Source organism: Aminobacter sp. NyZ550 (assembly GCF_025628925.2).
GTDB lineage: Bacteria > Pseudomonadota > Alphaproteobacteria > Rhizobiales > Rhizobiaceae > Aminobacter > Aminobacter ciceronei.
Genome location: NZ_CP114190.1, coordinates 872058 through 897863 on the forward strand (window position 1 = coordinate 872058; position 25806 = coordinate 897863).

A 25806-nucleotide genomic window follows, 5' to 3' on the forward strand; every position below is an offset into this window, starting at 1 on the left:
AAGCGTATGCCGCAGGACGACTATCGCGATGTGGCGGAACTGGTCGGCGCCATCGGCGCTCCGCGGTTTCCGTCGGTCCTGGCCGCCTGGATCCGCAGCCACGTCGCCTTCGACATGATCGCCATCGTCGTCTATCGCGGCAGCCGCCCGCCGCTGCATATCCATGACGACTTCAAGGGCGAGCGGGCGCGCAACGGGCTGAAGCAATATCTGGCGCAGACCTATATCCTCAATCCGTTCTACCAGAGCCATCTCAAGGGAATCGCTTCGGGCGTCTACCGCGTCCGCGATCTCGCGCCCGACCACTATCTGCAGAGCGAGGTCTACCGCTCCTATGAAATCATCATCGCGGAGACGGAGGAGATCGGCTACGTCACCCGCGACTGGCCGCGCGGGCTCGAGGAGATCGACATCGCAGTGACCCTCGACGATGGCGAGACGACGGAGATCGGCATCTACAGCGCCCGGCCCGGGAGCTTCGACGACGCGGCTGTCGAGAGGCTCAACGGCCTGTTGCCGCTGATCGAGACGAGCTTTCGCCAGCACTGGCAACGCATCAAGGCGCGGCATGCGGCCAAGCGGCATTCCATCGGTGCCGGTTGGGCGGAGGCGGCCTATAAAAGCTTCGGCGCCGAGCTGTTGACCAACCGCGAGCGCGAGGTGGTGGTGCTCGTGCTGCGCGGGCATTCTTCGGATTCGATCGCGGCTCACCTCGACATCTCGCGCGCCACGGTCAAGACCCATCGCAAGCATGCTTATGAGAGGCTTGCCATCTCCACCCAGGCCGAACTTCTGTCGTTGTTCCTCCGGCATGTACGCGACCGCATGCCGGCAGGCTGAAGACTACAGTTCCTCAAGCGCGTCGCCGATGGTCTCGATGCCCCTGAGGCGGGTCCGGCCCGCAGCGCCCGACCGTTCGATGGCGCGGGTGGCGAGCAGGTGGCAGATCGCCATCGCCGAGACGTGGTTGAACAGCGGGCCCGGGGCGAGTGTCTGGCAGCGGAAATGCCAGGCCGCACCCGGGCGGTGGGGCAACCCCTCGTCGGTGATGTAGAGCAGTTTCGCGCCGCTTTTCTCGATCGCCGACAGCACCATTTCCATGCGCGCGATGCGGCGGCGCAACCCGAATACCACTGCAACGTCGTCCTTGCCGACGCTGACGAGATGTTCGCCCAGCGTCTGCCCGCCACCCGGTATGGCGACGATGTTTTCCACCACCTGCGTTATCTGCCACTGGAAGTAGTCGGCGAAAGGGTGGCTGCTGCGGAAGCCGAGCACCCAGATCTTGCGGCTGGCCAGCATCGCTTCGACGGCGGCGTCGATCTGGCTGTCGGTGATGGTGGCGAAGGTGCCTTCGATGTTGGCGATGCCTTGAGCGATATGGGCGCCCAGCGATTGCACCCCGGCAGTATCCGTCGAGGTCGTCAGGAACAGGCGCGAGCCGGTCTGCTTTTCCTCGCGCGCATGGCGCCGGGCTTCTTCGTAGTTGTCATAACCCAGCCGTTTGACGAAGCGCGAGTGCCTTCTGCATCCAGATGGGCCCCGAAACCTATGGCATGTCGATGGAAGACCTGACCCAGCCGGCCGAGGTCGAGACACCCGAAGTGTCGACCCGGCAGGCGCAAGCAAGAGCGTAACGATGAGCATGACGTCACATATCCTGTTGATCAATCCCAACAGCTCGCAGGCAACCAGCGACATGATGCATGCGCGCAAGACTGCAGCAGGACGGGTAGCCGTGGCGATTGCCACGGCTACCCGCAACCCGCCGATGATTGTCAACGGCCCGCAGCTTGAAGCTGCGGCCGACCAGGTCATCGAGATCGGGTCCAGCCATGGCCAGGACTGCCGGGGCATCATCGTCAGCGCCTTTGGCGATCCTGGACTGGCGGCACTGAGGGAACGGGTCGACGTGCCAGTCGTCGGCATCTGCGAGGCCTCGATGATCGAGGCCGCGCGCGACGGGCGGCGGTTCGGCGTCGCGACGACGACGCCGGATCTTGTCGAGGCGATTGCGGGTCGTGCCCGTGACCTTGGCCTCGACCATCTCTATGCCGGCATCCGCTGCACGGCGGGTGATCCGATCGCGCTTGCCGGCGACGAAAAGCTTCTCGGGCAGTCGCTGGCCGAGGCTGTACGCGAATGCATCGAGCTGGATGGAGCGGAGGCCGTCATCATCGGCGGCGGCCCGCTCGGCCAGGCGGCCGAACAACTGCAGCCGATGTTCGACACGCCGATCATCGCGCCGATCCCTTGCGCCATGGAACGCGTGCTTGGACTGTTGCCGACAGGTTCCGGGGTCTTGTCTCCGGTGCCCGCTTGAGATTGGCCGCCACCCTTTCGCGGGACGGCGTCCTTACGGTCTTGGATTCCGCCGCGCAGCTTTTGCGCGACGCTTGCGCCTCAGCCTGGCTTCGAGCATCGACAGCTCGATGCCGACCATGCGCGGTGCATAGGCAGCGGGGCTCAGGCCGGCGGCGCGGAGAATAGCCTTCAATGCGCTTCTCGACATCAGCTGCCGCAGCTTGCGCAAGGTGTCCCACTTGCCGAAGGTCGCGAACAGCGCAGGCAGGTTCTCAACGATGATGGCCTGGGCTTCGGGCGCTTCGAAGACCTGAACCGAAGTGACGCCGTCGCTGTCGAGAACCTGGGCAATCGCGGACCAGAAGCGCCATGCCCCCATGCTCGCCGAAAGCGACGCCGCGTCTTCGACGAGAACACGCATCGCTTCGCGGCGGCGCGCGGGGAAAAATCTCCTGGCGGGGCCGGAGACGTTCACGGCCCCGTCCAGGGTCGGATTGCCGGCAAAGAAGTTGTTACCGTGCAGCCGATAGGCCGACAGCGGCATGGCGATCGTGGCCGATCCGGCAAATACATGGGCGAGCCGGCAGAAATGGCCGTCGACCGAAAGCCCGAACATGACGTCTGATTTGGCGCGCGGGCGGATGGTTTCGAGCAGGAAACGGCGGAACATGTTTGATGTGCCCGGCGACCACAGCCAGCCGTTTTCGGTGGGTGGATGGGCAACGACGCTGTCGTCGAGCTGGTCGAACTGCGGACCGGAAACCTCAGACAAACGGACGACCAGGAAGGAGCGCCGCAGACTGCCCTTACGCGTGTCGGGCTGCGATCCCCTCAGACCGGTTCCCAATGCTGCGCCAGTCGCATCGATCTCGATCACCGCGCTCGATGTGAAGGCGACGCTCCGTGGCAGCGCCAGATGCGTCTGGACATGCATGGCGGTAAAGTCGGCAAGCAGATAATCGTCGGAATCGACGAAGGTGACGAAATCGCCGCGTGCGACATCCAGGCCTTTCAATGCCCCTGCGAGTGCGCCGAGGTTTTCGTCGAGCCAGATCGTGCGAAACCGCGGGTCGTCCCCGATCGCCGCTTCTATCTCGCGTCGACTGTCATCGGTCGAGCCATTGTCGACGACGATGGCTTCGAAATTGGGATAGGTCTGATGGCGAACCGAGCGGATCGCCGATCCGACGAAGCGGGCGTAGTTCCAGTTTCGGATGATGAAGGAGACGAGCGGGTAGGTCACCGGCTCGGGTGCAAGCTCGCTGAGCGAAAGCCCGCGCAGCGTCAAATCAGACGCTGACGTCTCGACCGACAGCCCGTCCACCTTCTTGTGCACTGACAACTCCCCCGGGCATTTGGCTGAGCGGGGCAGGCGCTCTTGGCATTGCACATTGCACGGCATGAGTGCCTTGGCAACAAATTGCCTGCCGGCGTGTCCGGGCCTTCCGTCGCTCTCCCCGAGAGCAAGGGTTATGGCTCCCGCATCGAATTATCTGTTATCGGTTGAACCTACTGTCTGGAGGGCCACCCCAAACATGAGCGCTTCCGCCTATCTAGGTTGGGCCCTGGTCAACCTGACCATCTGCCTGCAGATCATCTATCTCGTGCGGGCGCTGCTGCGCCCGCATCGCGAGCCGGCCTCGCGGCTGGCCTGGATCGTGGTCATCGTCGTTGCGCCGGTGGTCGGCGTTGTCGCGTACATCCTGTTCGGTGATACCAATGTCGGCAGCCGCCGTATCGCCCGGCTGCGCGACGCGCTCCAGAGCTTGCCCTCGCTTGCCACGATCAACACGACCGATCTCGACGGGCGCGAGCAGCCAAGCGTCCCGGAGCCCTACGCGCCGCTGTTTCGTGTCGGCGAATCGATCAGCAATTATGCGCCGGTCGGTGCAAACCGGGCTCACCTCATGCCTGGTTCCGATGCTGCCATCGATGCGATCATCGCCGACATCGATGCGGCCACCGATCATGTGCACCTGCTATTCTACATCTGGTTGCCCGATAGCAACGGCGTGAAGATGGTCGAGGCGGTCAAGCGCGCGGCGATGCGCGGCGTGACGTGCCGGGTGATGGTCGACGACATCGGCTCGCGCCGGTTGATCCGGTCGCCGCACTGGCGCGAGATGGCTTCAGCCAAGGTCAGGCTGGCGCGCGCCCTGCCGGTAGGGATCGCGCTGCTGCGCCCGCTCAAGGGGCGGGTCGACATGCGCAACCACCGCAAGATCGTCGTTATCGACAACAAGACCACCTATTGCGGCAGCCAGAACTGCGCCGATCCGGCCTTTGCCATCAAGGCGAAGTACGCGCCCTGGGTTGACGTGATGATGCGTTTCGAGGGCCCGGTCGTGCTTCAGAACCAGCATCTGTTTGCCAGCGACTGGATGGCGCAGGTCAAGGAGGACCTGAGCCCGCTGATGCGCCAGCCGCTGCCGTCGGCGCAACCCGGCTTTACGGCGCAGGTCATCGGCACGGGTGCTGCCGTGCGCTATTCGGCGATGCCCGAAATGTTCATCGCGCTGATGAACGCCGCACGGCGCGAGCTCGTCATTTCGACACCCTATTACGTGCCGGACGAGCCGCTGCAGGCGGCGCTGTGCGCTTGCGGCCACCGCGGCGTCGAAACGACCATCGTCCTTCCCCGGCGCAACGATTCCTGGATCGTCGCGGCGGCAAGCCGCAGCTACTATCGCGAACTGCTCGATGCCGGCGTGAACATCCACGAATATGAAGGCGGCCTACTGCACGCGAAAACGCTGACGGTCGATGGCGAGGTGACGCTGATCGGTTCGGCCAATCTCGACCGGCGCAGCTTCGAGCTGAATTTCGAGAACAATATCCTGCTGCACGACGCACGCGTTACCGGCGAGGTGCGGAAGCGGCAGCAGAGCTATATCGAGTCGTCCATCCCCATCAGCGACCGCATGGTCGCCAAGTGGAGCCGGCCGCGCCAGATCTGGAACAACGCCATCGCCATGCTCGGGCCGGTGCTTTAGCCGCGTTCAGTCCAGTGCGCGGTCGAGATGGGTATAGCCGCCGTCGACGAACAGCCACTGGCCGGTGGTGTGGCTGGCCTTGTCGGAGAGCAGGAAGATGATGGTGTCGGCGATCTCTTCCGACGTCGTCATGCGCTGCCCGAGCGGGATGCGTCGGGTGATTTCTTCCAGCCGTGCTTCCGGATCGTCGAATGTCTTCAGCCACTTTTCGTAGAGCGGCGTCATCACCTCGGCCGGGATGACCGCGTTGACGCGGATGCCATCGCCGCGCAGGGCGGCGGCCCATTCACGGGTGAGTGACAGCTGGGCGCCCTTGGCGGCGGTGTAGCCGCTGGTGCTGCCCTGGCCGGTGAGTGCGGTCTTGGACGAGACGTTGACGATCGCGCCGCGCGATTTTCTCAGCCACGGCAGGCAGTGATGGGCGGTGGTGTAGTAGTGGATCAGGTTGCGTTCGAGCGACTCGCGGAAAGCATCCGAACCGGCCTCGAGATCGATGCCGTCATTGATGCCGGCATTGTTGACCAGCCCGTCGATGCGGCCGAAGGTTCTTGCCACCTGCTCGACAGCTGCGCCGATCTCGGGATCGTGCATCAGCTCGACCTGGACGAACAGCGAGCGCGGCGAAACGGCCTTGAGCTTCGCGGCGAAATCCTCGGCCAGTGGGCTGCGGCCGAAGATGACCGGAATGGCGCCTTCGGCAGCGAGACCGAGTGTGACCGCGCCGCCGATGCCGGCACCGCCGCCGGTGACGATGACGATCTTGTCCTTCAGCCCGAGGTCCATTGTCGTTTCCCTCAACCGCGGAACTGGAAGTCTTCGAGCGTCGCGGGCTTCATCTCGATGGAGAAGCCGGGCGCGGACGGGGGCATGTAAGCGGCGTGCTGCACCACGCAGGGTTCCTTGAAGTGCTCATGCAGGTGGTCGACATATTCGACGACACGGCCCTCGCGGGTTCCGGCGATTGAGACGTAGTCGATCATCGACAGGTGCTGGACATATTCGCACAGGCCGACACCGCCGGCGTGTGGGCAGACGAGCAGATTGTATTTCGCCGCCATCAACAGCACGGCGAGGATTTCGTTGACGCCGCCGAGGCGGCAGGAGTCGATCTGCACCACGTCGATGGCGCCGCGCATGATGAACTGCTTGAACATGATGCGGTTCTGGCACATCTCGCCGGTGGCGACCTGGACCGGGGCGACGCCCTCGCGGATCTTGCGATGGCCCTCGACGTCGTCGGGATTGGTCGGCTCTTCGATGAACCACGGCTTGGCAAAGGCGAGGTCGTGTACCCAGTCGATGGCCTGGCCGACTTCCCAGACCTGGTTGGCGTCGATCATCAGCTGGCGGTCTGGGCCGAGCACCTCACGCGCGATGCGCAGGCGCCTGATATCGTCGGCCTTGTCGCGGCCGACCTTGAGCTTGACGTGGTTGAAGCCGGCGTCGACCGCTTCCTGGCACAGCCGGCGCAGCTTCTCGTCGCCATAACCGAGCCAGCCGGCCGAGGTGGTGTAGCAGGGATATCCCTCGCGCTCGAGGGTCGCGATCCGCTCGGCCTTGCCCGGCTCTTTTTCGCGCAGCATGGCGAGCGCTTCCTCGGGCGTGATGCAGTCGGTGATGTAGCGGAAGTCGATGCAGCGCACGAGTTCTTCCGGCGACATGTCGGCGACCAGCTTCCACACCGGCTTGCCAACCATCTTCGCCCAGATATCCCAGACGGCGTTGACGACGGCGCCGGTGGCCAGGTGGATCGCGCCCTTGTCCGGGCCGATCCAGCGCAACTGGCTGTCCGACGTCACGTGCCGCCAGAAGGCGCCCATGTCAGCGGCCACCTTGTCCATCTCCAGGCCGACGACCAGATGGCGCATCGCCTCGATCGCCGCGCAGCAGATCTCGTTGCCGCGGCCGATGGTGAAGGTCAGACCATGACCCTCGATCCCTGCCGTGTCGGTCTTCAGGATGACATAGGCCGCCGAATAGTCGGGGTCCGGGTTCATCGCGTCGGAACCGTCGAGATGCTGCGACGTCGGGAAACGCAGGTCGAGCACCCGCATGTCGATGATTCTGGTCATGGTGTGGGTCCTCTGGGCACGATCCCGAAAGGCTGGGAGCCTCGAGGGCAAGTTCGTGCGGCTGAAACGAGAGCGGAAGGATTGCCTGGGAGACGCCTCCCGCTCCAAAGGGGTCAGGCAGCGATAACGCGCTGCCTCTGGCTGCCCAGGCCTTCGATGCCAAGAGTCATCGTCTGGCCTGCTTTGAGATAGACAGGAGGTTTCTGGCCAAGGCCGACGCCGGGCGGGGTGCCGGTCGAGATGACGTCGCCGGACTGCAGGCTCATGAAGCGGCTGAGGTAGGATACGACCTGCTGCACCGAGAAGATCATCGTTTTGGTCGAGCCGTCCTGGAAGCGCTTGTCATCGACATCGAGCCACATCTTGAGGTTCTGCGGGTCGGCGATCTCGTCAGCGGTCACCATCCAGGGGCCGGTCGGGCCGAAGGTGTCGCAACCCTTGCCCTTGTCCCAGGTGCCGCCGCGCTCGGTCTGGAATTCGCGTTCGGAAACGTCGTTGATGACGCAATAGCCGGCAACGTGGGACATGGCGTCGGCCTCGTCGATGTAGCGGCCGGGCTTGCCGATGACGACGCCAAGCTCGACCTCCCAATCGGTCTTGACCGAATTGCGCGGGATTTCGACGTCGTCGTCGGGACCGACGATAGCCGAGGTCCACTTGTTGAAGACGATCGGTTCGGGGGGGATGGCTGCACCGGTTTCGGCGGCATGGTCGGCATAGTTGAGGCCGATGCAGATGAACTTGCCGATGCGGCCGACGCAGGCGCCGAGGCGCAGATCCTGCTGAGGCGTGCCGGCTACCAGCGGCAGCGTCTCGATATCGAGGGTGCGCAGGCGGGCGAGGCCTTCGGGCGTCAGAACGTCGCCGGCGATGTCGTCGACGTGGCGCGAGAGATCGCGGACGCGGCCTGATCTGTCGAGGATGCCGGGCTTCTCGTTGCCCTTGGGGCCGTAGCGGAGCAGTTTCATCTGATGTCACCTTGATTGGAAAAAGCCGGAGGCGGCGGACCGCCTCCGGTAGAGTTGCCCAGGATCAGTCGTACAGCACCGCTGCGATTTCGGGCTGATCGATGTTCGACTTGTCGTAGTAGTAGAAGCCGGTGTCGATGTTCTTTTCGACGGCTTCGCCCTTTGCCGCCTTCACGGCTGCCTCGACAGTCTTGTAGCCGATGCCGACCGGGTTCTGGGTGATGGCGCCGGCCATCTGGCCGTCGCGGATCGCCGCCTTCTGCTGGGCGCCCGAGTCGTAGCCGATGATCACCAGCTGGCGGCCGAGCTCCTTGGCGCCGTTGACGACGCCGATGGCCGAGCCTTCATTGGCACCGAACATGCCCTTGAGGTCGGGGTTGGCCTGCAGGATCGCCTTGGTGATTTCGGTCGACTTGAGATGATCGCCCTCGCCATATTCGATGGCGACGATCTCGACCTTCGGGTGGGCTTCCTTCATGCGGTTGACGAAGCCGTCGCGGCGGTCGACGCCGGTGCGGCTGGTCTGGTCATGGACGACAAGTGCCACCTTGCCTTCGTCGCCGATCAGCTCGGCCATCTTGTCGGCGGCGAGGGCCGCCGCCGCAATATTGTTGGTCGAGGCTGTGGCCACCGGGATGTCGCTGTCGACGCCGGAGTCGAAGGCGACGACCGGGATCTTGGCGTCCTTGGCCTGCTGCAGCAGCGGGATAGCCGCCTGGCTGTCGAGGGCGGCGAAGCCGATCGCCGCCGGTTTTTTGGCAAGCGCTGCGGCCAGCATGTCGATCTGACGGTCGACCTGGGTTTCCGAGTCAGGGCCTTCGAAGGTGACTTCGACGCCGAGATCGGCGGCAGCCTTGTCGGCGCCGGCTTTCACCGCTTGCCAGAACTGGTGCTGAAAGCCCTTGGAGATCAGCGGGATGTACATCTTGTCCTGGGCCATTGCCATGGTCGAGCCGTAGCCGAGGATCGTCATGGCGCTGAGAGCGCCAATCACTGTGCGTCTGGTGAACATGTTTCCTCCGATTGAACCTTGGTTGTTGAACTCTGCTGGTGGGGCGCTTTCGCTCTCTTCTTGATGTTGGCGCAGCACCCCGGCGCTGCGCGAAGCAAGCTTGCTCAAAGCCTGCGCCGCCGCAGAATGTCGGTGTAGACGGCGAGAATGATGATCGAGCCGGTGACCACGGTCTGCCATTCCTGGGCGACCGAGAGGATGCGCAGGCCGTTGGCGAGCACGGAGATGATGAGGGCGCCGATCAGCGTGCCGATGATGGTGCCGCGGCCGCCCGACAGCGAGGTGCCGCCGATGACAACCGCCGCAATCGCATCGAGCTCGTAGCCCTGGCCGAGCGCGGGCTGGGCCGAGTTGAGCCGCGAGGCGATCAGCAGGCCGGCGATGCCACAGATCGAGCCGGCCAGCGCATAGACCGCGATCTTCCAGCGGTCGGTGTTGACGCCGGAAAGCCTGACCGCCTCTTCGTTGGAGCCGAGCGCAAAGGTGAAGCGGCCCAAAATGGTGCGCTCGAGGATGAAGCTGGTGGCGATGGCGACCAGGAACAGGATCAGCACGCCGTTGGGGATCGGAAGGCTCGGGATGACCGAGCCGATCAATGAGCCTTGCGAGATCTGGGTGAAGCCAGGCGTGCCGTTGAAGTAGATCGGGCGCGTGCCCGAGATCACCAGCGACAGGCCCTTGAGGATCAGCATCATGCCAAGCGTGGCGATGAAGGGCGGGATCTTGAGCTTGGCGACGAACGTTCCGGACAGCGTGCCACTGGCAGCCCCCGCCAGGATCGCGGCCAGCACGCCGAGGCCGAGCGGCATGCCCCAGAAGGTCAGCACCACGCCGGCAATCACCGCACAGAAGGTCATCAGCGTGCCGACCGACAGGTCGATGCCGCCTGTGATGATGACCAGCGTTGCTGCGATCGCCAACACGCCGTTGACCGATGTCGCCTGCAGGATGGCGATGATGTTGGACGTCTGCATGAAATTGGGCGAGGCAAAGCTGAACACCGCGACAAGGATGATCAGGCTGGCGAAGGCGAGCAGCCGGTGTTGCGCGCCGGAAAATCGCGAAACGGCAGAGGTGCTCGCCGTGGATGCTGCAGCACTCATTTGGCCTCTCCCTTTGCCGTCTTTTGCTTGTTCTGGTTGGCGGCATCGCCGCGAAGCGTCGCCAAATGCATGATCTCCTCCTGGCTGGCGCCGCCGGGCAAGATGCCGGTCAGCCGCCCCTCGCACATCACCGCGATGCGATGGCTGAGCCGGAGCACCTCCGGCAGTTCGGAGGAGATGACGATGATGGCGCGGCCCTGCTGGGCCAGCGCATTCAAGAGCTTGTAGATTTCGTTCTTGGCGCCGACGTCGATGCCACGCGTCGGCTCGTCGAAGATCAGCACCTCGCAGTCGCGCAGCAGCCATTTGGCGATGACGATCTTCTGCTGGTTGCCGCCCGACAGCAGGCGCACTTCCTGCCGGTCCGACGGGGTCTTGATCGCCAACTGGTCGATGTAGCGGGTGGCGACATCGTGCATGGCGCCTTCCCTGAGCAACCCGGCCGGGCCGGCGAAGCGCGCAAGGCTGGCCAGCACAACGTTGTTGCGCACGTCCATGCCGGTGGCGAGGCCGAAATGCTTGCGGTCCTCGGAGAGGTAGCCGATGCCGGCACGCACGGCGTCTTGCGGGATGCGGATGTCGACCTTTTTGCCATGCATGAAGATGTCGCCGCTGTCACGGCGATCGGCGCCGAAGATGGCGCGCGCCACTTCGGTGCGGCCGGCGCCCATCAAGCCGGCGAAACCGAGGATTTCGCCCTTGCGGACAGAAAGGCTGACGTCGCGGATGACCGTACCGCGATTGAGGTTCCTGACCTCGAGCACTATTTCGGAGCCCGAGTGGTCGGGAATGTCTGGCCGTTCGTCGGTCAGCGCGCGGCCGACCATCATCGAGATGATCTTCTCGACTGGCGTCTCGGCAGCCGGCACCGTGCCGATATATTCGCTGTCGCGCATGACGGTGACGCGGTCGGCGATGCGCTTCAGCTCGTCCATCTTGTGCGAGATGTAGACGATGCCGACACCCTCGGCCTTCAGCCTGGCGATGATGGCGAAGAGCTCCGCGATCTCGGCGTCGTTGAGGGCCGCCGTCGGCTCGTCCATAATCAGCACGCGCGAGCGATAGGACAGCGCCTTGGCGATCTCGACCATCTGCTGGCGTGCGATGGTCAGCCCGCCGACCGGGGTGCGCGGGTCGAGCTTCAGATGCATCGCGGCAAAGATCTCGGCGGTATCAGCGTTGAGTTTCGCCTCGTCGAGCAGCAGGCCGCCGGCCTTGCGTGGCTCGCGGCCGATGAAGATGTTCTGCGCCGCTGTCAGATGCGGCATCAGATTGAGCTCCTGATGGATGATGCCGATGCCGAGATTCTGGGCCTGGCGCGGCGAGTTGATCTCGACCGGCTTGCCGTCGAGCAGGATCTCACCCGCATCGCGGCGGTAGATGCCGGCGAGGATCTTCATCAGCGTCGACTTGCCGGCGCCGTTCTCCCCCATCAGGGCATGCACTTCGCCTGACAGCAGCTCGAGTTGGGCATTGTGCAGGGCGCGCACGCCGGGGAACGACTTGCCGATGTCCTTCATGACGACGAGAGCGGTCATGCGCGACCTCCCGCGATGCCGTAGAAGCGGGCGGCGGTGCCGCCCAGGATCGCCATGCGCTCGCGTTGGCCAAGGCCGTCAAGCAGGCGGCCCGTGACCTCGTCCCAGAAGGCGAAGGGGTTGGCCAGTGTCAGCACCGGCCAGTCCGACCCCCAGATCAGGCGATCCGGCCCAAACCAGTCGAGCAGGCTGCAGATCGCCGGGTGCAGCGCTTCAGCCGCGGCCTTGGACGTCGCGCGGCGCTCCGCGGGCAATTCGGTGAGCAGGCCAGACAGCTTGCAATAGACCTGCGTGCGCCCCGACAGTTCGGCCATGCCGAACCGCCACATGCCATGGCGCGGATCGTCGGCAGAAGCGGCGAAGGCGGGCTTGGCAGCATGGTCGATGACGACGGGGAGCTCGGGATGTGCCTCGACGAAACGCCCGAGCGCCTGAAGATGCTGCGGCATCACGAGCGCGTCGAAACGCAGGCCGAGCCGCTTGAGCGCTGCGATAGCGTCCAGGTGCGGGCGGGTGGCGATCCAGTCGGGATCGTCGAGATCCTGCAACATCGGCCGGACGCCCTTGAACAGGGGATCGGCAGCGAAGCGATCGAGCGTGGCAACGCTGTCGGTGGAGGACAGGTCGACCCAGCCGACGACGCCGGCAACAGCCTTGTCGTCGCGGCCCTGGTCGAGCAGGAACTGCGTCTCGGCTTCCGTCGGGGCTGCCTGGACCAGGATGCGTTTGGCGATGCCGGCGGCTTCCGCCAGCGGGCGCATCTCGGCCGCGCCGAAGTCGCGGTAGATCGGCTGGAGATCGGCGGCGTCTGATGTCAGCCAGCCATAGTCGCCGCGCTGGAGCATCCAGTAGTGGCAGTGGCCGTCGATCCTTTCGATCATGGCCGCCGCTCCGCCTATATGGTGACGCCGCCGTCGACCAGGAACGCCTGGCCGGTGACGAAGCGCGACTCGTCGGACAAGAGATAGACGACCAGTGGTGCTATGTCGTCGACCGTGGCGAGCCGGCCGATCGGCTGGCGGGCGATGAAGTCCTTTTCGGCCTGCACCGGGTCGGCGGCAGCAGCGATGCGGCCGCGCAGCGACGGCGTGTCGACTGTGCCCGGGCAGAGCGCGTTGCAGCGCACGCCGCGGCGCACATAGTCGGCGGCCATGCCCTTGGTGAAGCCGATGACCGCCGCCTTGGTGGCGCCGTAGAGCAGCCGGTTGGGGAAGCCTTTGATCGACGAAGCCATGGAGGCCATGTTGAGGATCGACACGGCGCCGGTCTTTTCGGCGCGTTCGAGCATGCCGGGCAGGAACGCCTTGGTCGTGCGGTACATGCTCTTGACGTTCAGGTCGAAGCTGAAGTCCCAGTCTTCGTCGCTGCAGTCCATGATGGTGCCGTTGTGGACGAAGCCGGCGCAGTTGAAGAGCCCGTCGAGCGGCGCCTGGCCGGCGGCGAAGCTTGCCACGGCCTTGCCGTCGCGGACGTCGAGACGATGGGTCTCGATGTTCTTATGCTCGGTCGAAAGCGCTTTGAGCGCGTCGTCATTGATGTCGGTGGCGATGACATGGGCGCCCTCATTGGCGCAGGCCAGCGCGCTGGCGCGGCCGATGCCCTGAGCGGCGGCGGAAATGAAAATGCGTTTCCCGCTTAGTCGCATAACCGTCGCTCCTCCCAGCAAACTGCTTGCGCTTCTGTCTATATACGAACATACTATTCATAAATGAACCGACCTTGCAATGGGGAATCGTGGGGCCGGTCGACAGGGAGGATCTCGCGTCATGCCAAAAGGGCCGGCAAAGACCGCCAATAGCGTCGACAAGGACGAACGCTACCGCGCACCGGCACTGGACAAGGGCCTGGACATTCTCGAGCTGCTTTCGGAGCAACCGGGTGGCCTGACCCGGGCCGAGATCGGTGAGGCGATGGGACGTGGGCCGAGCGAGGTCTACCGCATGCTCGAACGTCTGGTGGCGCGCGACTTTGTCAGCCGCTCACCAGAGGGCGACCGCTACGCGCTGACCATGAAGCTTTTCATCCTCGCCCATCGGCATCCGCCGATAAGGCGGTTGGTGGCGCGGGCTCAGCCTTTGATGGATGCATTTTCGGTGGCTGCCGGCCAGTCATGTCATCTGGTAGCGCCCGACCGCGACGCGGCGATCGTGGTGGCGCATGCCAGCCCGCCCGGCAACTGGGAATTCGGCATCCGCATCGGCGCCCATATCGATCTCCTGACCACCAGCTCGGGTCATATCCTGCTCGCCTTCCAGGACCCGCATTCGCAATCCGAGGCAGCTGCGCGCTGGGAAGGCACCAGGCAGGCAAGTGCACGTGAAAAGCTGGAGTCGATCCTGACCAGCTATCGCGATCTCGGCCACCGCGTCGGCCCGAGCCAGCAAATGCGCGCCATCGACGACATCTCGGTGCCGATCCTGTCGCCGGACGGGTATGCCATCGCCGTGCTGACCTGTCCCTACATCCTGCGGATCGACGACAGGCAGGCCGACATCGACCAGACGCTGGCATTGCTCAAGGACGTCGCGGCCAAGCTGTCGCTGTCGTAGGCGCGGGTTGGACGTTGCTTTGGCGCTGCGTAGCGCAGAGCTCGATGCTACGTACCGGCAGGCGGTTGAGGGGGCGGCTGCGCCCCTTTCAGGGAAAGTTCTGGCTCTCCTAGACCTGCGCCGAAGACGCGGTTCATCCCCCCGGCGGTACCACGCCCTTGCGCACGGCGAAGTCGGCATAGAAGCGGCGTTCCTGGGTCTGGATGACGGCATAGGCCTTCTTGGCACGCTCGTAGAAGGCGAAGCGTTCGATGCCGACCATCTTGGTGGCCGTGCCCTCGATCAGCTTGCCGACCTCACGCTGCACCTCGGGGATCTCGTCCGGCTTGCCGACCACTTCCATGCGGCCGAAGGCGTCGTCGACGAAAGTGTCGACCGGCATCACCGACAGCACCGCCTTCATGACGCTGACGATGTCGCCGTCGATGCGCAGTGGCCGGCCGAAGACGGTCTGCCTCGCCATCGCATCGGCCGGGAAATTGGCATCGGCGATAACAAGGTCGTCGCCATGGCCCATGGCGCGGAGCACGTAGAGCACGTCGGGGCCAAGCAGCGGATCGATGCCAAGGAGCATTTTTGTCACCTGAGATGCGGGTTGCGGATGCGGGGCGGCCGCACCTGAACGCCATAGTTTCCAGTCCAGAATTGCAGGCAAGTGCTTGCGCGCGCAAGCTGTCCATCTGACATTTTCGCCTTTCGCGGAAATGCGGAAAACGGACTTCCGCATTTCCGTAACACCCTAGGCGTCGCGGACGAAACCTTCGCTCGCAACGAGAAGGTTGCGCGTGTAGTCCTGCGCCACGTTTCGCGTGGCGAGGTCGCCGGCCTGCAGCCGTTCGACCTCCTGTCCGCCCTGCATCACCATCAGCCGCTCGCACATGTGGGTGATGACGCCGAGGTCGTGGCTGACCATGACGAAGGTCAGCTTGCGGTCGCGGCGCACTTGTTCGAGCAGGTTGAGCACTTCGGCCTGCACCGAAGCATCGAGGGCCGATGTCGGCTCGTCGAGCAGCAGGATCGACGGTTCGAGGACCAGCGCACGGGCGATCGCCACGCGCTGGCGCTGGCCGCCCGAGAGCTGGTGCGAGTAGCGGAAGCGGAAGCCGGAGCCGAGGCCGACCTCGTCGAGCGCGCGCTGGATGCGTTTCTCGGTGTCGCCGAAACCGTGAATGTCGAGCGGTTCGAGCAGCAACCTGTCGACGGTCTGGCGCGGGTGCAGCGAACCGTACGGGTCCTGGAACACCATCTGCACCTGACGATAGAATTCCTTGTCCCTGAGCTTGCCCAACCGCTTGCCGCTGACGTCGATGGTGCCGCTGGAAACGGGCGCGATACCGGCGACGGCGCGCAGCAGCGTCGATTTGCCCGAGCCGGATTCGCCGACGAGGCCGAAGGATTCGCCTTGCGCCACGGTCACGCTGACGTCCTTCAGCGCGACGAAATCGTCGTAGACCACACGCAGTTTGTCGATCGAGAGAGCAGGGGTCACAGCAGCCACTCCGGCTTTCGGTCGAGCACGGGCAGCGGGTGCCGGTCGGCGCCGATCTTGGGCATGCAGTTGAGCAGGCCTTGCGTGTAGGGATGCTTCGCCTGCGACAGTTCCGAGGCCTTGAGTTCCTCGACGATCTTGCCGGCATACATGACGATGACGCGGTCGCAGAAGGTCGAGACTAGGCGCAGGTCGTGGGAAATGAAGATCAGGCCCATGCCGCGGTCGATCACCAGCCGGTCTAGAATGCGCAAGATGTCGAGCTGGACAGTGACGTCGAGCGCCGAGGTCGGTTCGTCGGCGATCAGAAGTTCCGGCCCGGCAATCAGCATCATGGCGATCATGGCGCGCTGGCCCATGCCGCCCGAGACCTCGTGCGGGTAGAGGTCGTAGACCCGCTTCGGGTCGCGAATCTGGACGGCGGCGAGCATGTCGAGAGCGCGCTCGCGGGCCGCCGACTTGCTGACCTTTTCATGCGTCCGCAGCGTCTCCACGATCTGGCGGCCGATGGTCATGACCGGATCGAGCGAATATTTCGGATCCTGCAGGATCATGGCGATGCGGTTGCCACGCAGCGCCCGGCGCTCGGCGACGGAGGCCTTGAGCAGGTCGATGCCGCTGAATTCAAGCCTTCCGGCCCTGATCTCTGCCTGCTGTGGCGTCAACCCCATGATCGCGCGGCCGGTCTGCGACTTGCCCGAACCGCTTTCGCCGACGATGCCGAGCCGTTCCTGGCCGAGCGCGAAGGATACGCCGCGCACCGCTTCGACCACGCCGGTGCGGGTGGGGAAGGAGACACGGAGATTTTCGACATGCAGCAACGTGCTCATTGGCCACCGCTGCGTGTGTCGAGTGCGTCGCGCAGGCCGTCACCGAGCAGGTTGAAGCCAAGGCTGACGATGAGGATCGCAGCACCCGGTGCTGCCGCCACCCACCATTGGTCGAGGATGAAGCGGCGCCCCGAGGCGATCATCGCGCCCCATTCAGGTAGCGGCGGCTGGGCGCCGAGGCCGAGGAAGCCGAGGCCGGCGGCGGTCAGGATGATGCCGGCCATGTCGAGCGTGACGCGGACGATCAGTGAAGAGATGCATAGCGGCATGATGTGGCGGAGCACGATGCGCATCGGCGAGGCACCCATCAATTTCACCGCTGCGATGTAGTCGGAATTGCGCACGGTCAGCGTTTCGGCGCGGGCGATGCGGGCATAGGGCGGCCACGAGGTCAGCGCGATGGCGATGATGGCGTTTTCGATGCCGGGCCCGAGAGCGGCGACGAAGGCCAGTGCCAGGACCAGCTTGGGGAAGGCGAGGAAGATGTCGGTGATGCGCATCAGCACCGCATCGACCCATCCGCCGGCATAGCCGGCGGCCGTGCCGACCAGGAGGCCGATCGGAGCGGCGATGATCGCCACCAGCACGATGACCTGCAAGGTCAGGCGCGAGCCGTAGATCAGGCGCGAGAGGATGTCGCGGCCCTGGTCGTCTGTGCCGAGCCAGTAGGTGGAGCTCGCCGGCAGCAGGCGGGCGTTCTTGAGGTCGCCGATATAGGGCGAATGCGGCGCCAGGAGCGGGGCGAAGGCGGCGATAAACAGCAGCAGAAGGATAATGCCGAGGCCGATGACGGCCAGTCTGTTTGCGGTGAAGCGGCGCCAGGTCAGGTAGGTGCGGCCGAGCCGCGCCTGCAGGCGCGATTGCGGCCGATCGGTGAGCAGCCATTCGCGGCGGGTCATGGCGGTCTCGCTCATCGGATGCGCGTCCTTGGGTCGAGCAGGCGATAGAGCAGGTCCGAGAGCAGGTTGAGCGCGATGAACACCGAACCGATGACGATCGTACCGCCCAGCACCGCGTTCATGTCGGCGTTCTGCAGCGAGTTGGTGATGTAGAGGCCGAGGCCCGGCCAGGCGAAGACGGTTTCGGTCAGCACCGAGCCTTCGAGCAGACCGGCATAAGAAAGGGCAATGACGGTGACCAGCGGCACGGCGGCGTTGCGCAGTGCGTGGCCCCAGATGATGCGGGTTTCCGACAGGCCCTTGGCGCGGGCGGCGACGATGTATTCCTGGCTCAGCTCGTTCAGCATGAAGGAGCGCGTCATGCGGCTGATATAGGCGAGCGAGAAATAGCCGAGCAACGACGCCGGCAGGATGATGTGGGCGAAGATGTCCTTGAAGGCTGCCCAGTCGCGGTTGAGCACCGCGTCGAGCAGGTAGAAGCCGGTGATCGGCGTGAAGGTGTATTCGAACACGACGTCGATGCGGCCGGGGCCGGCAGTCCAGCCCAGGCGGGCGTAGAACACCAGAAGGGCCAGGAGCCCGAGCCAGAAGATCGGCACCGAATAGCCGATCAGGCCGATGATGCGGACGATCTGGTCGGCGAGGCTGCCACGCTTGACGGCAGCGAGTACGCCGAGTGGGATGCCTAGCGCGGCACCGATGACGGTACCGACTGTGGCCAATTCCATGGTCGCGGGGAAGACGCGGCGAATGTCGGCCATGACAGGGTTGGTGGTCAGCACCGAGGTGCCGAAGTCACCTGACAGCACGCCTTTCACGTAGAGATAGAACTGCTGGTAATAGGGCAGGTTGAAGCCCATCTGCTCGCGCGTCCGCTCGACGACGTGAGCCGGCGCCCGGTCGCCGACGATGGCGAGCACGGGGTCGATCGGCACGACCCGGCCGATGAAGAAGGTGACGGCCAGAAGGCCGAGATAGGTGGTCCCCACGATCACCGCGAAACTGGCGACCGCCTTGAGAATGGTGGAGGCGCGCCTGTTGGCGCGCCTCGCGGGCATTTGTGTATCAGCAGTGCTCAATGGTCCGATCCTTTTGCGCACGGCCCCTTGCGGATGTCATGCGCAGACTCGAATGGCTACAGCGTCGCTTTGCGTGTTCCGGAGAACGCGCGGCGCCGTACAGGATCATTCCTTGGTCACGGGGGCGACGAAATTCGAATCGAAGTTCGGTCCAAGCTTGTAGTTCTTGACGTTGCCGCGCAGGCCGGCGACCTCGGTCTGCTGGAAGATCAGCACGAACGGGCTGGTGTCGAGGGCTGCCTGCTGCAGTTCCTTGTACATCGTCGCACGCTTGTCGTTGTCGCGTTCCAGCAAGGCCGCCTTGGTCTTTTCGGTCAGCTCCGGCACATCCCATGCATTGCGCCAGGCCAGCGTCTTCACCGTGCCGTCGTCGGCATTGTTCGGGTTGGAGGTGAAGGTCTCGGCGTTGGAGTTCGGATCCCAGTAATCCATGCCCCACTGGCCGATATACATGTCGTGGTTGCGGGCACGGTACTTGGTCAGGGTCTGTTTGCCGTCGCCGGGGATGATCTCGACCTTCACGCCGGCCTGGCCGACCGTCTGCTGGAAGGATTCGGCAATGCCCGTCACCGGCTGGGTGTTGCGCACGTCCATGGTGACCGAGAAGCCGTCCTTCAGGCCTGCCTTTTCCAGCAGTTCCTTGGCCTTGGCGACGTCGAAGGTGAACGGGTTGGAATCGAGTGCGCCGAGCACGCCCTTGGCCTGGTAAGTCTGGCGGATTTCGCCGATGCCCTTGATCAGCGTCGAGCCGATGGCATCATAGTCGACCAGATATTTGAGCGCCTGGCGCACTTCAGGCTTGGCCAGGTTCGGGTTTTTCTGGTTGAGGCTGATGTAGTAGACGGTGCCCTTCGGCGCGCTCGTGGTGGCCAGCTCGGCATTCTTCGAAATGGCTTCCAGATCGCCCGGCTCGAGGTTGCGGGCAACATCGATGTCACCGGCTTCGAGCATCAGGCGCTGGGTCGCGCTTTCCTTGACGTGGCGGTAGATGACGCGGGCAAGCGCCGGCTTGTCGCCATAATAGTTGTCGTTGCGTTCGAGCACGAGGATCTCGTTGGCGCGCCAGTCGCGGATCTTGAACGGACCCGAGCCGGCGTAGCCGGTCTTCAGCCAGCCATTGCCGAAGTCGTTGTCGAACTTGTACTCGTCGGTCGGTGTAACAGGAGCGACATGCTCGAGCACCAGCTTGCTGTCCATCACGGCACCGACCGTGGCGGTCAGGCAGTTGAGCACGAAGGACGGCGCATAGGACTTGTCGACGGTGAAGACGAAGGTACTGTCATCGGCGGCCTTGGCCTTCTCGGTGACGTTGTCCTTGGTCAAGCCGAACTGGGTGAGGATGAAGGCCGGGCTCTTGTCGAGCTTGACCACGCGCTCGAACGACCAGGCGACGTCCTTGGCGGTGATCGGATTGCCCGATGCGAACTTCAGGCCCGACTTGAGCTTGAAGGTGTAGGTCAGGCCGTCGTCGGAGACGGTCCAGCTTTCGGCGACGCCGGGACGCACCTTCGTGGTGTCGTTGATGTCGAGACGTACCAGCATGTCATAGGCGTTGCCGAGGAATTCGGCCGGGCTGAGCTCGAAGGACTCTGCCGGGTCAAGCGTGATGGTGTCGTCGATGGCCCATGCCTGGACCAGCGTGTCGGCCGGCGTCGCCGCAAGTGCCGGCGCCGCGAAGACCATCGCCGACAGAGCGGCGCCGGCAAGCATCAGACGGAAGTGTCCGTTCATTTTACCAAGCATCATTTTTCAGTTCCCCAAGTTGACGATTATTTGTTGTTAGGCTGCCGTTTCGTGCCAGGCCGAGCGCAAGACCCTCAGCCAGTTGTCGCGGCAGATTTTCGCCAGATCGTCGTCACCGTAGCCCGCGCCGCTGAGGGCGGCAACGAGGTTCTGCAGGCCGGCGGCATCGCCGATCTCGGCCGGCACGGTGGCGCCGTCGAAGTCCGAACCCAGCGCCACGCCATCGATGCCGACATGTTCGACGAGATAGTCGATATGGCGAATCATGTCCGAGAGCGGCGTGTCGACGCTCTTCAGCCCGTCCTCGCGCAGCATGGTGACGGCGAAGTTCAGGCCGACAAGGCCGTTGCTCTCACGCACCGCTGCAAGCTGCTTGTCGGTCAGGTTGCGGCTGATCGGCGTAATCGCATGAACGTTGGAGTGGCTGACGACCAGCGGCTGGTCGCTGAGCTTGGCCACGTCCCAGAAGCCTTTCTCGGTGATGTGGGCAAGGTCGATGGCGATGCCGATGCGATTGCATTCCTTGACCAGCCTCTTGCCGGCTTCGGTCAGGCCGGGGCCGGTGTCGGGGCTCGACGGGAAGGCGAAGGGCACGCCATGGCCGAAGACGGTGTTGCGGCTCCAGACAGGGCCGAGCGAGCGCAGGCCGGCGGCATAGAACACGTCGAGTGCGGCGAGATCGGCGTCGATCGCCTCGCAGCCTTCCATGTGCAGCACGGCTGCAAACTTGCCTTCGGCACGCGCAGCGTCGATGTCGGCGCCTGTGCGGCAGATCTTCCAGCCGCCGGCGCGCTCGATCCTGAAGGCGATCGAAGCCATGTCGAGGGCGATGTCGAGCGACGGCGCGCGTTCGAGCGGCTTGCACAGCGGAATGGCGTAGTGGCCGTTCTCGTCGCGCTGCTCGTCGGGCATGCTGGCCGATGTGATGTAGATGGCGCAGAGGCCGCCGACGAGGCCGCCCTTTGCGGCGCGCGGCATGTCGATGTGGCCCTGGCGGGTGCCCTCGATGAACTCGGCCACCGGATCGGCGCCCTTGGCGGCGTTCTGCCACAACCGGAAAAGGACGTCGTTGTGACCGTCGAATACTGCCTGCATTACCCACTCCTGTAAGTGGAAGGCAGTTGAAGGATGCCGGGCGGGGGGAGTCAACATGTGCCAACGGGCGCCCGACGGGTCGAAGCCGCGGTTCCGCTGGGGAAGCCCTATCCAGGACCAACACTAAGCCATGCCTGGACCACTCGCGCCTGAAACGGCCGCCACGGTCCTCAACCCGGCTCGATATGAGGGGTTGACCGCCCTTGGCTGCCCCCGGGGCTGACGCAGCGGCAGTGATTGGCTCTGGCTGGACGTTGTGCGCTGGCGCTTTTTTGTGCAGGCGGGTCGGGTGCGGTCGATGAGCCGTGCATCACATCGCCAATCCAATCACAGGACATACTCATTATGACAGAAGGCAGTCTTCTTGATCACGCACTCGTGCGCCTCGACGAGGCGGCAAAACACCTGAACGTCGACGCCGACGTGATCGAGAAACTGAAGTTCGCCCGCGAGACGACCAAGGCACGGCTGATGATCCGCATGGACGACGGCTCGCGAAAATCGTTCCTCTCGTGGCGCTGCCGTTATGACGACACCCGCGGCCCGACCAAGGGCGGCATCCGTTTCCATCCGGAATCGACCGCCGACGAGGTCGAGATGCTGGCGTTCTGGATGACCTTCAAATGCGCCGTGATGAACCTGCCCTATGGCGGCGGCAAGGGTGCTGTGCAGGTCGACCCGCGCAAGCTGTCCAAAGCCGAGTTGGAGCGCCTGTCGCGTGCCTACATGCAGGCCTTCGCCCGCATCATCGGGCCCGACCGCGACATCCCGGCACCAGACGTCTACACCAACTCGATGATCATGGGCTGGATGGCCGACGAGTACGCCCAGATCGTCGGTCAGGCTTCGCCCGCCGTCATCACCGGCAAGCCGCTGGCGCTGGGCGGCTCGCTCGGCCGCGGCGACGCCACCGCGCGAGGCGGCTTCTATCTCGTGCGGCACCTCGCCGACGAACTCGGGCTCAAGGGCAGCCTGCGCATTGCCGTGCAAGGCTTTGGCAATGCCGGCCAGCATATCGCCCGCCTGCTTGCCTCGGACGGCCACAAGATCATTGCCGTGTCGGATTCGGAAGGTGCCGTGCATGCATCCGACGGCCTCGACCTCGACCGCCTGTTTGCGGCCAAGAACAGCGCCCGTTCGGTGACCTCGACCGCCGGTCAACACGGTCATGAGCTGCTTGCCGGCGACGCGCTCGTCGGCATCGACTGCGATATCCTGGTGCCGTCGGCGCTGGAAAACATGATCCGCGTCGACAACGCCGACAGCGTCAAGGCGCGCATCGTGCTCGAGCTCGCCAACGGTCCGGTGACCTCGGAAGCCGACGCCATCCTGGAAAAGAAGGGCATCGTCGTGCTGCCCGACATCCTGGCGAACGCCGGCGGCGTCACCGTCTCCTATTTCGAATGGGTGCAGAACCGCCAGGGCTTCTACTGGCAGATCGAGGAGATTCACGACCGGCTGCGCGCCATCATGGAACGCGAGGGCCGCGCCATCTGGGACGTCGCCAGCAAGAAGGAGATCTCGGTGCGGACAGCCGCCTATGTGCATGCGCTTGGCCGTCTCGCTGAGGCGATCGAGGCGCACGGCACGCAGAGCTACTTCGACAGCTGAGCCACGCCGGAGGTGTAGCGCCGGGCCATTCGGCCCGGCGGTCCGTCTTTCATCTTCATTTGTCAGGCCGGTGCCCTGCTCTGGCCTGCTATTTTCCGGTTGAAGCGCCGAATTGGTGCGATTAGGGCTATTGCCGGAAAATCCCCACAACCCTTGCCTTCCAGGCAGATCCGGCGGCCCGATTATGTCCTTCATTCCCGATTGGTCGACCATCATCCAGTTCGCGATCGCAACCTTCATCATCGCGATCACGCCCGGACCCGACATGACCCTGTTCGTCGGCCGCGCGTTGTCGGAAGGCCGCAAGGCCGGCTTTGCCTGCATGGCAGGCGCGATGACCGGCATCGTCATCCACACCACGCTGGTGGCGCTTGGCCTCTCGGCCCTGATCGTCGCTTCGCCGCAAGCCTTCATGGCGCTCAAGGTCGTCGGTGCCGGCTACCTGGTCTGGCTCGCCTTCCAGGCGATCACCAAGGGTTCGGCGTTTTCGCCCGACACCACCAAGCGTGCGCCGCGCTCTGTGTTCCAGAACTGGGCCACCGGCCTCGGCATCAATCTGCTCAACCCGAAGATCATCCTGTTCTTCATGACGTTCCTGCCGCAGTTCGTTTCGGCCCACGACACCAACGCGCCGGGCAAGCTGTTCTTCCTCGGTGCGATGTTCATCGTCCTGTCGCTGCCGGTGACGGCGCCGATGGTGATTGCCGCCGACAAATTCGCCGGGCTGCTCAAGAAGAGTCCGCGCGTGACGCGCATCGTCGACTATCTGTTTGCAGGGGTGTTCTCGGCCTTCGCGCTGAAGATTCTCACGGCGCAGGCGAAGTAGGGGTATTCCTGAGCGCGCCGGCGAAGCGGCCGGTGACGAACCAGTAGGCGATGCCGCCGACCAAACCGCTGCCGATGATCGACACCGGCCAGAGCGGATCGCGATAGGCGAAGCCGCCGTCGCCGCTCTGGTAGGCGACGCCTATGAAGACCAGCGCCACGAAGCCGCCGGCAAGGGCGTAGAACAGCCAGTCGCGCTTGCCGAGCAATTCGGCGAGCAGCATGACGACGACTGCCGGCACGAAGCCGAAATAGGCGACGAACAGCGCGATGAACGGAATGGTGAAGACCATCGAGCCGCTGGCTACCTCGGGCGGTATGTCGGTGGCTATCAGGCCCGCAACGCCAAGGAACACAACGTTGAGGAAGGCGCTGGCGGCAATGGACGCCGCGGCATAGCCCAGCACCATGTGGGCGAATTTGCCGAGATAGACGAGGACGCGGCTCACGCCTCGCCGTGTCCCGCGATCATCATCGCCTCGAGCGCCAGGCGCTCGCTCTTCTTCATGCGCTCGGATTCCGACTTGAGCTGGCCGCAGGCGGCGAGGATGTCACGGCCGCGCGGGGTGCGGATCGGCGAGGCATAGCCGGCATTGTTGATGTAGTCGGCGAACTTCTCGATCGTTTCCCAGTCCGAGCACTGATAGTTGGTGCCGGGCCATGGATTGAACGGGATCAGATTGATCTTGGCCGGCACGCCCTTGAGCAGCTTGACCAGCGCCTTGGCATCTTCGAGGCTGTCGTTGACGTCCTTCAGCATCACATATTCGAAGGTGATGCGGCGGGCGTTCGACAGGCCGGGATAGTTGCGGCAGGCGTCGACCAGATCCTTGAGCGGGTACTTCTTGTTGATCGGCACCAGCAGGTCGCGCAGGTCGTCATTGGTGGCGTGCAGCGAGATCGCCAGCATGACGCCGATTTCCTCGCCGGTGCGGAAGATTTCCGGCACGACACCCGAGGTCGACAGCGTGATGCGGCGCTTGGACAGCGCCAGCCCGTCGCCATCGGAGGCAATCAGCAGCGCCTTCTTGACCGCCTCGAAATTGTACAGCGGCTCGCCCATGCCCATCATGACGATGTTGGAGACCTTGCGGCCCTCGGCCGGAACAATGGCGCCGGCGGGCGTGTCGCGGTCGGGGAAATCGCCGAGCCGATCGCGTGCCGTCATCAGCTGCGCCAGGATCTCTTCCGCCGTCAGGTTGCGCACCAGCTTCTGGGTTCCGGTGTGGCAGAACGAGCAGGTCAGCGTGCAGCCGACCTGCGACGAGATGCACAGCGTGCCGCGGCCTTCCTCGGGGATGTAGACGGTCTCGATTTCAACCGGGCGACCGGCGCCTCGCGGCGGGAAACGGAACAGCCACTTGCGCGTGCCGTCCGAGGAAATCTGCTCCTCGACGATCTCCGGCCGCGCGATTGTGAAGTGCTTGGCGAGCTCGGCGCGCAGGTCCTTGGAGATGTTGAACATGTCGGCGAAGTCGGAGACGCCGCGGACATAAAGCCAGTGCCAGAGCTGCTGGACACGCATCTTGGCCTGGCGTTCGGGGACGACGCCTGACGTAACGAGCGCTTCGGCAAGCTCCTCGCGGGTGAGGCCGATCAGCTCGCCCTTGACGGGCGCGGCCGCACGGGCGCGCAACGCGTCACGGGTAGCATCGGTGGTAAGGTCGAGCGAAAGGGTCATTCGGGCTCAGCTAGC

Annotated in this window: 24 protein-coding genes and 1 pseudogene; 6 read left to right on the forward strand and 19 right to left on the reverse strand. The window is 64.4% G+C overall.

The window, feature by feature from the left end:
- The first annotated feature begins 6 nt into the window (after positions 1 to 6).
- Positions 7 to 840: a helix-turn-helix transcriptional regulator gene (locus N7E70_RS04250; protein WP_263005625.1), complete on the forward strand. Its 834-nt coding sequence runs from the start codon at positions 7 to 9 to the stop codon at positions 838 to 840.
- 3 nt (positions 841 to 843) lie between these two features.
- On the opposite strand, the pseudogene N7E70_RS04255 reads toward N7E70_RS04250, so the two are convergent.
- Positions 844 to 1518 (reverse strand): annotated as a pseudogene (locus N7E70_RS04255) (MurR/RpiR family transcriptional regulator); the annotation flags it as partial.
- A gap of 127 nt (positions 1519 to 1645) precedes the next feature.
- On the opposite strand from N7E70_RS04255, the gene N7E70_RS04260 reads away from it, so the two are divergent.
- The gene (locus N7E70_RS04260; RefSeq protein ID WP_067965917.1) at positions 1646 to 2323 is read left to right on the forward strand and encodes an aspartate/glutamate racemase family protein; all 678 of its coding nucleotides are present in this window, start codon (positions 1646 to 1648) and stop codon (positions 2321 to 2323) included.
- Positions 2324 to 2356: 33 nt separating this feature from the next.
- Here the strand turns inward: N7E70_RS04260 and N7E70_RS04265 are convergent, their stop codons facing one another.
- Positions 2357 to 3640, reverse strand: coding sequence for a glycosyltransferase family 2 protein (locus N7E70_RS04265; protein ID WP_067955957.1), 1284 nt, complete (start codon positions 3638 to 3640; stop codon positions 2357 to 2359).
- A gap of 199 nt (positions 3641 to 3839) precedes the next feature.
- Here N7E70_RS04265 and cls point away from each other — a divergent pair, with 199 nt between their 5' ends.
- Entirely contained in the window at positions 3840 to 5297 is a 1458-nt protein-coding gene (gene cls / locus N7E70_RS04270) for a cardiolipin synthase (RefSeq protein ID WP_067955959.1), read from the forward strand.
- Positions 5298 to 5303: 6 nt separating this feature from the next.
- Here cls and N7E70_RS04275 read toward each other — a convergent pair whose 3' ends face one another.
- From N7E70_RS04275 to N7E70_RS04310, 8 genes are all read right to left on the reverse strand, one after another.
- Complete coding sequence (locus tag N7E70_RS04275) at positions 5304 to 6080, reverse strand: SDR family oxidoreductase (RefSeq protein WP_067955962.1); 777 nt, start codon at positions 6078 to 6080, stop codon at positions 5304 to 5306.
- Positions 6081 to 6091: 11 nt separating this feature from the next.
- Positions 6092 to 7369, reverse strand: a complete 1278-nt coding sequence (locus N7E70_RS04280; RefSeq protein ID WP_067955963.1) for an L-fuconate dehydratase — start codon at positions 7367 to 7369, stop codon at positions 6092 to 6094.
- Positions 7370 to 7482: 113 nt separating this feature from the next.
- Complete coding sequence (locus N7E70_RS04285) at positions 7483 to 8337, reverse strand: fumarylacetoacetate hydrolase family protein (protein WP_067955966.1); 855 nt, start codon at positions 8335 to 8337, stop codon at positions 7483 to 7485.
- Positions 8338 to 8401: 64 nt separating this feature from the next.
- A complete protein-coding gene (locus N7E70_RS04290; protein WP_182574034.1) occupies positions 8402 to 9349 on the reverse strand; it encodes an ABC transporter substrate-binding protein in 948 nt (315 codons plus the stop codon).
- A 104-nt stretch (positions 9350 to 9453) separates the two neighbouring features.
- The gene (locus tag N7E70_RS04295; RefSeq protein ID WP_067955967.1) at positions 9454 to 10452 is read right to left on the reverse strand and encodes an ABC transporter permease; all 999 of its coding nucleotides are present in this window, start codon (positions 10450 to 10452) and stop codon (positions 9454 to 9456) included.
- The gene (locus N7E70_RS04300; RefSeq protein ID WP_263005626.1) at positions 10449 to 11990 is read right to left on the reverse strand and encodes a sugar ABC transporter ATP-binding protein; all 1542 of its coding nucleotides are present in this window, start codon (positions 11988 to 11990) and stop codon (positions 10449 to 10451) included. Before N7E70_RS04300 ends, N7E70_RS04295 begins: the two co-directional genes overlap by 4 nt.
- Entirely contained in the window at positions 11987 to 12871 is an 885-nt protein-coding gene (locus N7E70_RS04305; protein WP_263005627.1) for an amidohydrolase family protein, read from the reverse strand. Before N7E70_RS04305 ends, N7E70_RS04300 begins: the two co-directional genes overlap by 4 nt.
- A gap of 14 nt (positions 12872 to 12885) precedes the next feature.
- Entirely contained in the window at positions 12886 to 13635 is a 750-nt protein-coding gene (locus N7E70_RS04310; protein WP_263005628.1) for an SDR family oxidoreductase, read from the reverse strand.
- Positions 13636 to 13756: 121 nt separating this feature from the next.
- Here N7E70_RS04310 and N7E70_RS04315 point away from each other — a divergent pair, with 121 nt between their 5' ends.
- Positions 13757 to 14539 (forward strand): IclR family transcriptional regulator, encoded by a 783-nt coding sequence (locus tag N7E70_RS04315; protein WP_263005629.1) that lies wholly within the window; start codon positions 13757 to 13759, stop codon positions 14537 to 14539.
- Between the two features lie 133 nt (positions 14540 to 14672).
- On the opposite strand, the gene N7E70_RS04320 is transcribed toward N7E70_RS04315, so the two are convergent.
- The 7 genes from N7E70_RS04320 to N7E70_RS04350 form a co-directional block, all read right to left on the reverse strand.
- Complete coding sequence (locus N7E70_RS04320) at positions 14673 to 15113, reverse strand: RbsD/FucU family protein (RefSeq protein ID WP_067955975.1); 441 nt, start codon at positions 15111 to 15113, stop codon at positions 14673 to 14675.
- Positions 15114 to 15278: 165 nt separating this feature from the next.
- Positions 15279 to 16028 (reverse strand): ABC transporter ATP-binding protein, encoded by a 750-nt coding sequence (locus N7E70_RS04325; protein ID WP_263005630.1) that lies wholly within the window; start codon positions 16026 to 16028, stop codon positions 15279 to 15281.
- The gene (locus N7E70_RS04330) at positions 16025 to 16858 is read right to left on the reverse strand and encodes an ABC transporter ATP-binding protein (protein ID WP_263005631.1); all 834 of its coding nucleotides are present in this window, start codon (positions 16856 to 16858) and stop codon (positions 16025 to 16027) included. Before N7E70_RS04330 ends, N7E70_RS04325 begins: the two co-directional genes overlap by 4 nt.
- Complete coding sequence (gene nikC, locus N7E70_RS04335) at positions 16855 to 17772, reverse strand: nickel transporter permease (RefSeq protein WP_263005632.1); 918 nt, start codon at positions 17770 to 17772, stop codon at positions 16855 to 16857. The genes N7E70_RS04330 and nikC overlap by 4 nt, the downstream gene beginning before the upstream one ends.
- A complete protein-coding gene (locus N7E70_RS04340) occupies positions 17769 to 18815 on the reverse strand; it encodes an ABC transporter permease (RefSeq protein WP_263005633.1) in 1047 nt (348 codons plus the stop codon). Before N7E70_RS04340 ends, nikC begins: the two co-directional genes overlap by 4 nt.
- 126 nt (positions 18816 to 18941) lie before the next feature.
- Positions 18942 to 20579, reverse strand: a complete 1638-nt coding sequence (locus N7E70_RS04345) for an ABC transporter substrate-binding protein (protein ID WP_263005730.1) — start codon at positions 20577 to 20579, stop codon at positions 18942 to 18944.
- Between the two features lie 36 nt (positions 20580 to 20615).
- Positions 20616 to 21674: a dipeptidase gene (locus N7E70_RS04350; protein ID WP_263005634.1), complete on the reverse strand. Its 1059-nt coding sequence runs from the start codon at positions 21672 to 21674 to the stop codon at positions 20616 to 20618.
- A 345-nt stretch (positions 21675 to 22019) separates the two neighbouring features.
- Between N7E70_RS04350 and N7E70_RS04355 the strand changes: the two genes are divergently transcribed.
- Positions 22020 to 23285, forward strand: coding sequence for a Glu/Leu/Phe/Val family dehydrogenase (locus N7E70_RS04355; RefSeq protein ID WP_263005635.1), 1266 nt, complete (start codon positions 22020 to 22022; stop codon positions 23283 to 23285).
- A 184-nt stretch (positions 23286 to 23469) separates the two neighbouring features.
- Positions 23470 to 24111: a LysE family translocator gene (locus N7E70_RS04360; RefSeq protein WP_067955991.1), complete on the forward strand. Its 642-nt coding sequence runs from the start codon at positions 23470 to 23472 to the stop codon at positions 24109 to 24111.
- Here N7E70_RS04360 and N7E70_RS04365 read toward each other — a convergent pair.
- Complete coding sequence (locus tag N7E70_RS04365; protein ID WP_182574028.1) at positions 24092 to 24559, reverse strand: hypothetical protein; 468 nt, start codon at positions 24557 to 24559, stop codon at positions 24092 to 24094. The genes N7E70_RS04360 and N7E70_RS04365 overlap by 20 nt on opposite strands.
- Positions 24556 to 25791 (reverse strand): 23S rRNA (adenine(2503)-C(2))-methyltransferase RlmN, encoded by a 1236-nt coding sequence (rlmN, locus tag N7E70_RS04370; protein WP_182574027.1) that lies wholly within the window; start codon positions 25789 to 25791, stop codon positions 24556 to 24558. The genes N7E70_RS04365 and rlmN overlap by 4 nt, the downstream gene beginning before the upstream one ends.
- Positions 25792 to 25806 lie beyond the last annotated feature (15 nt).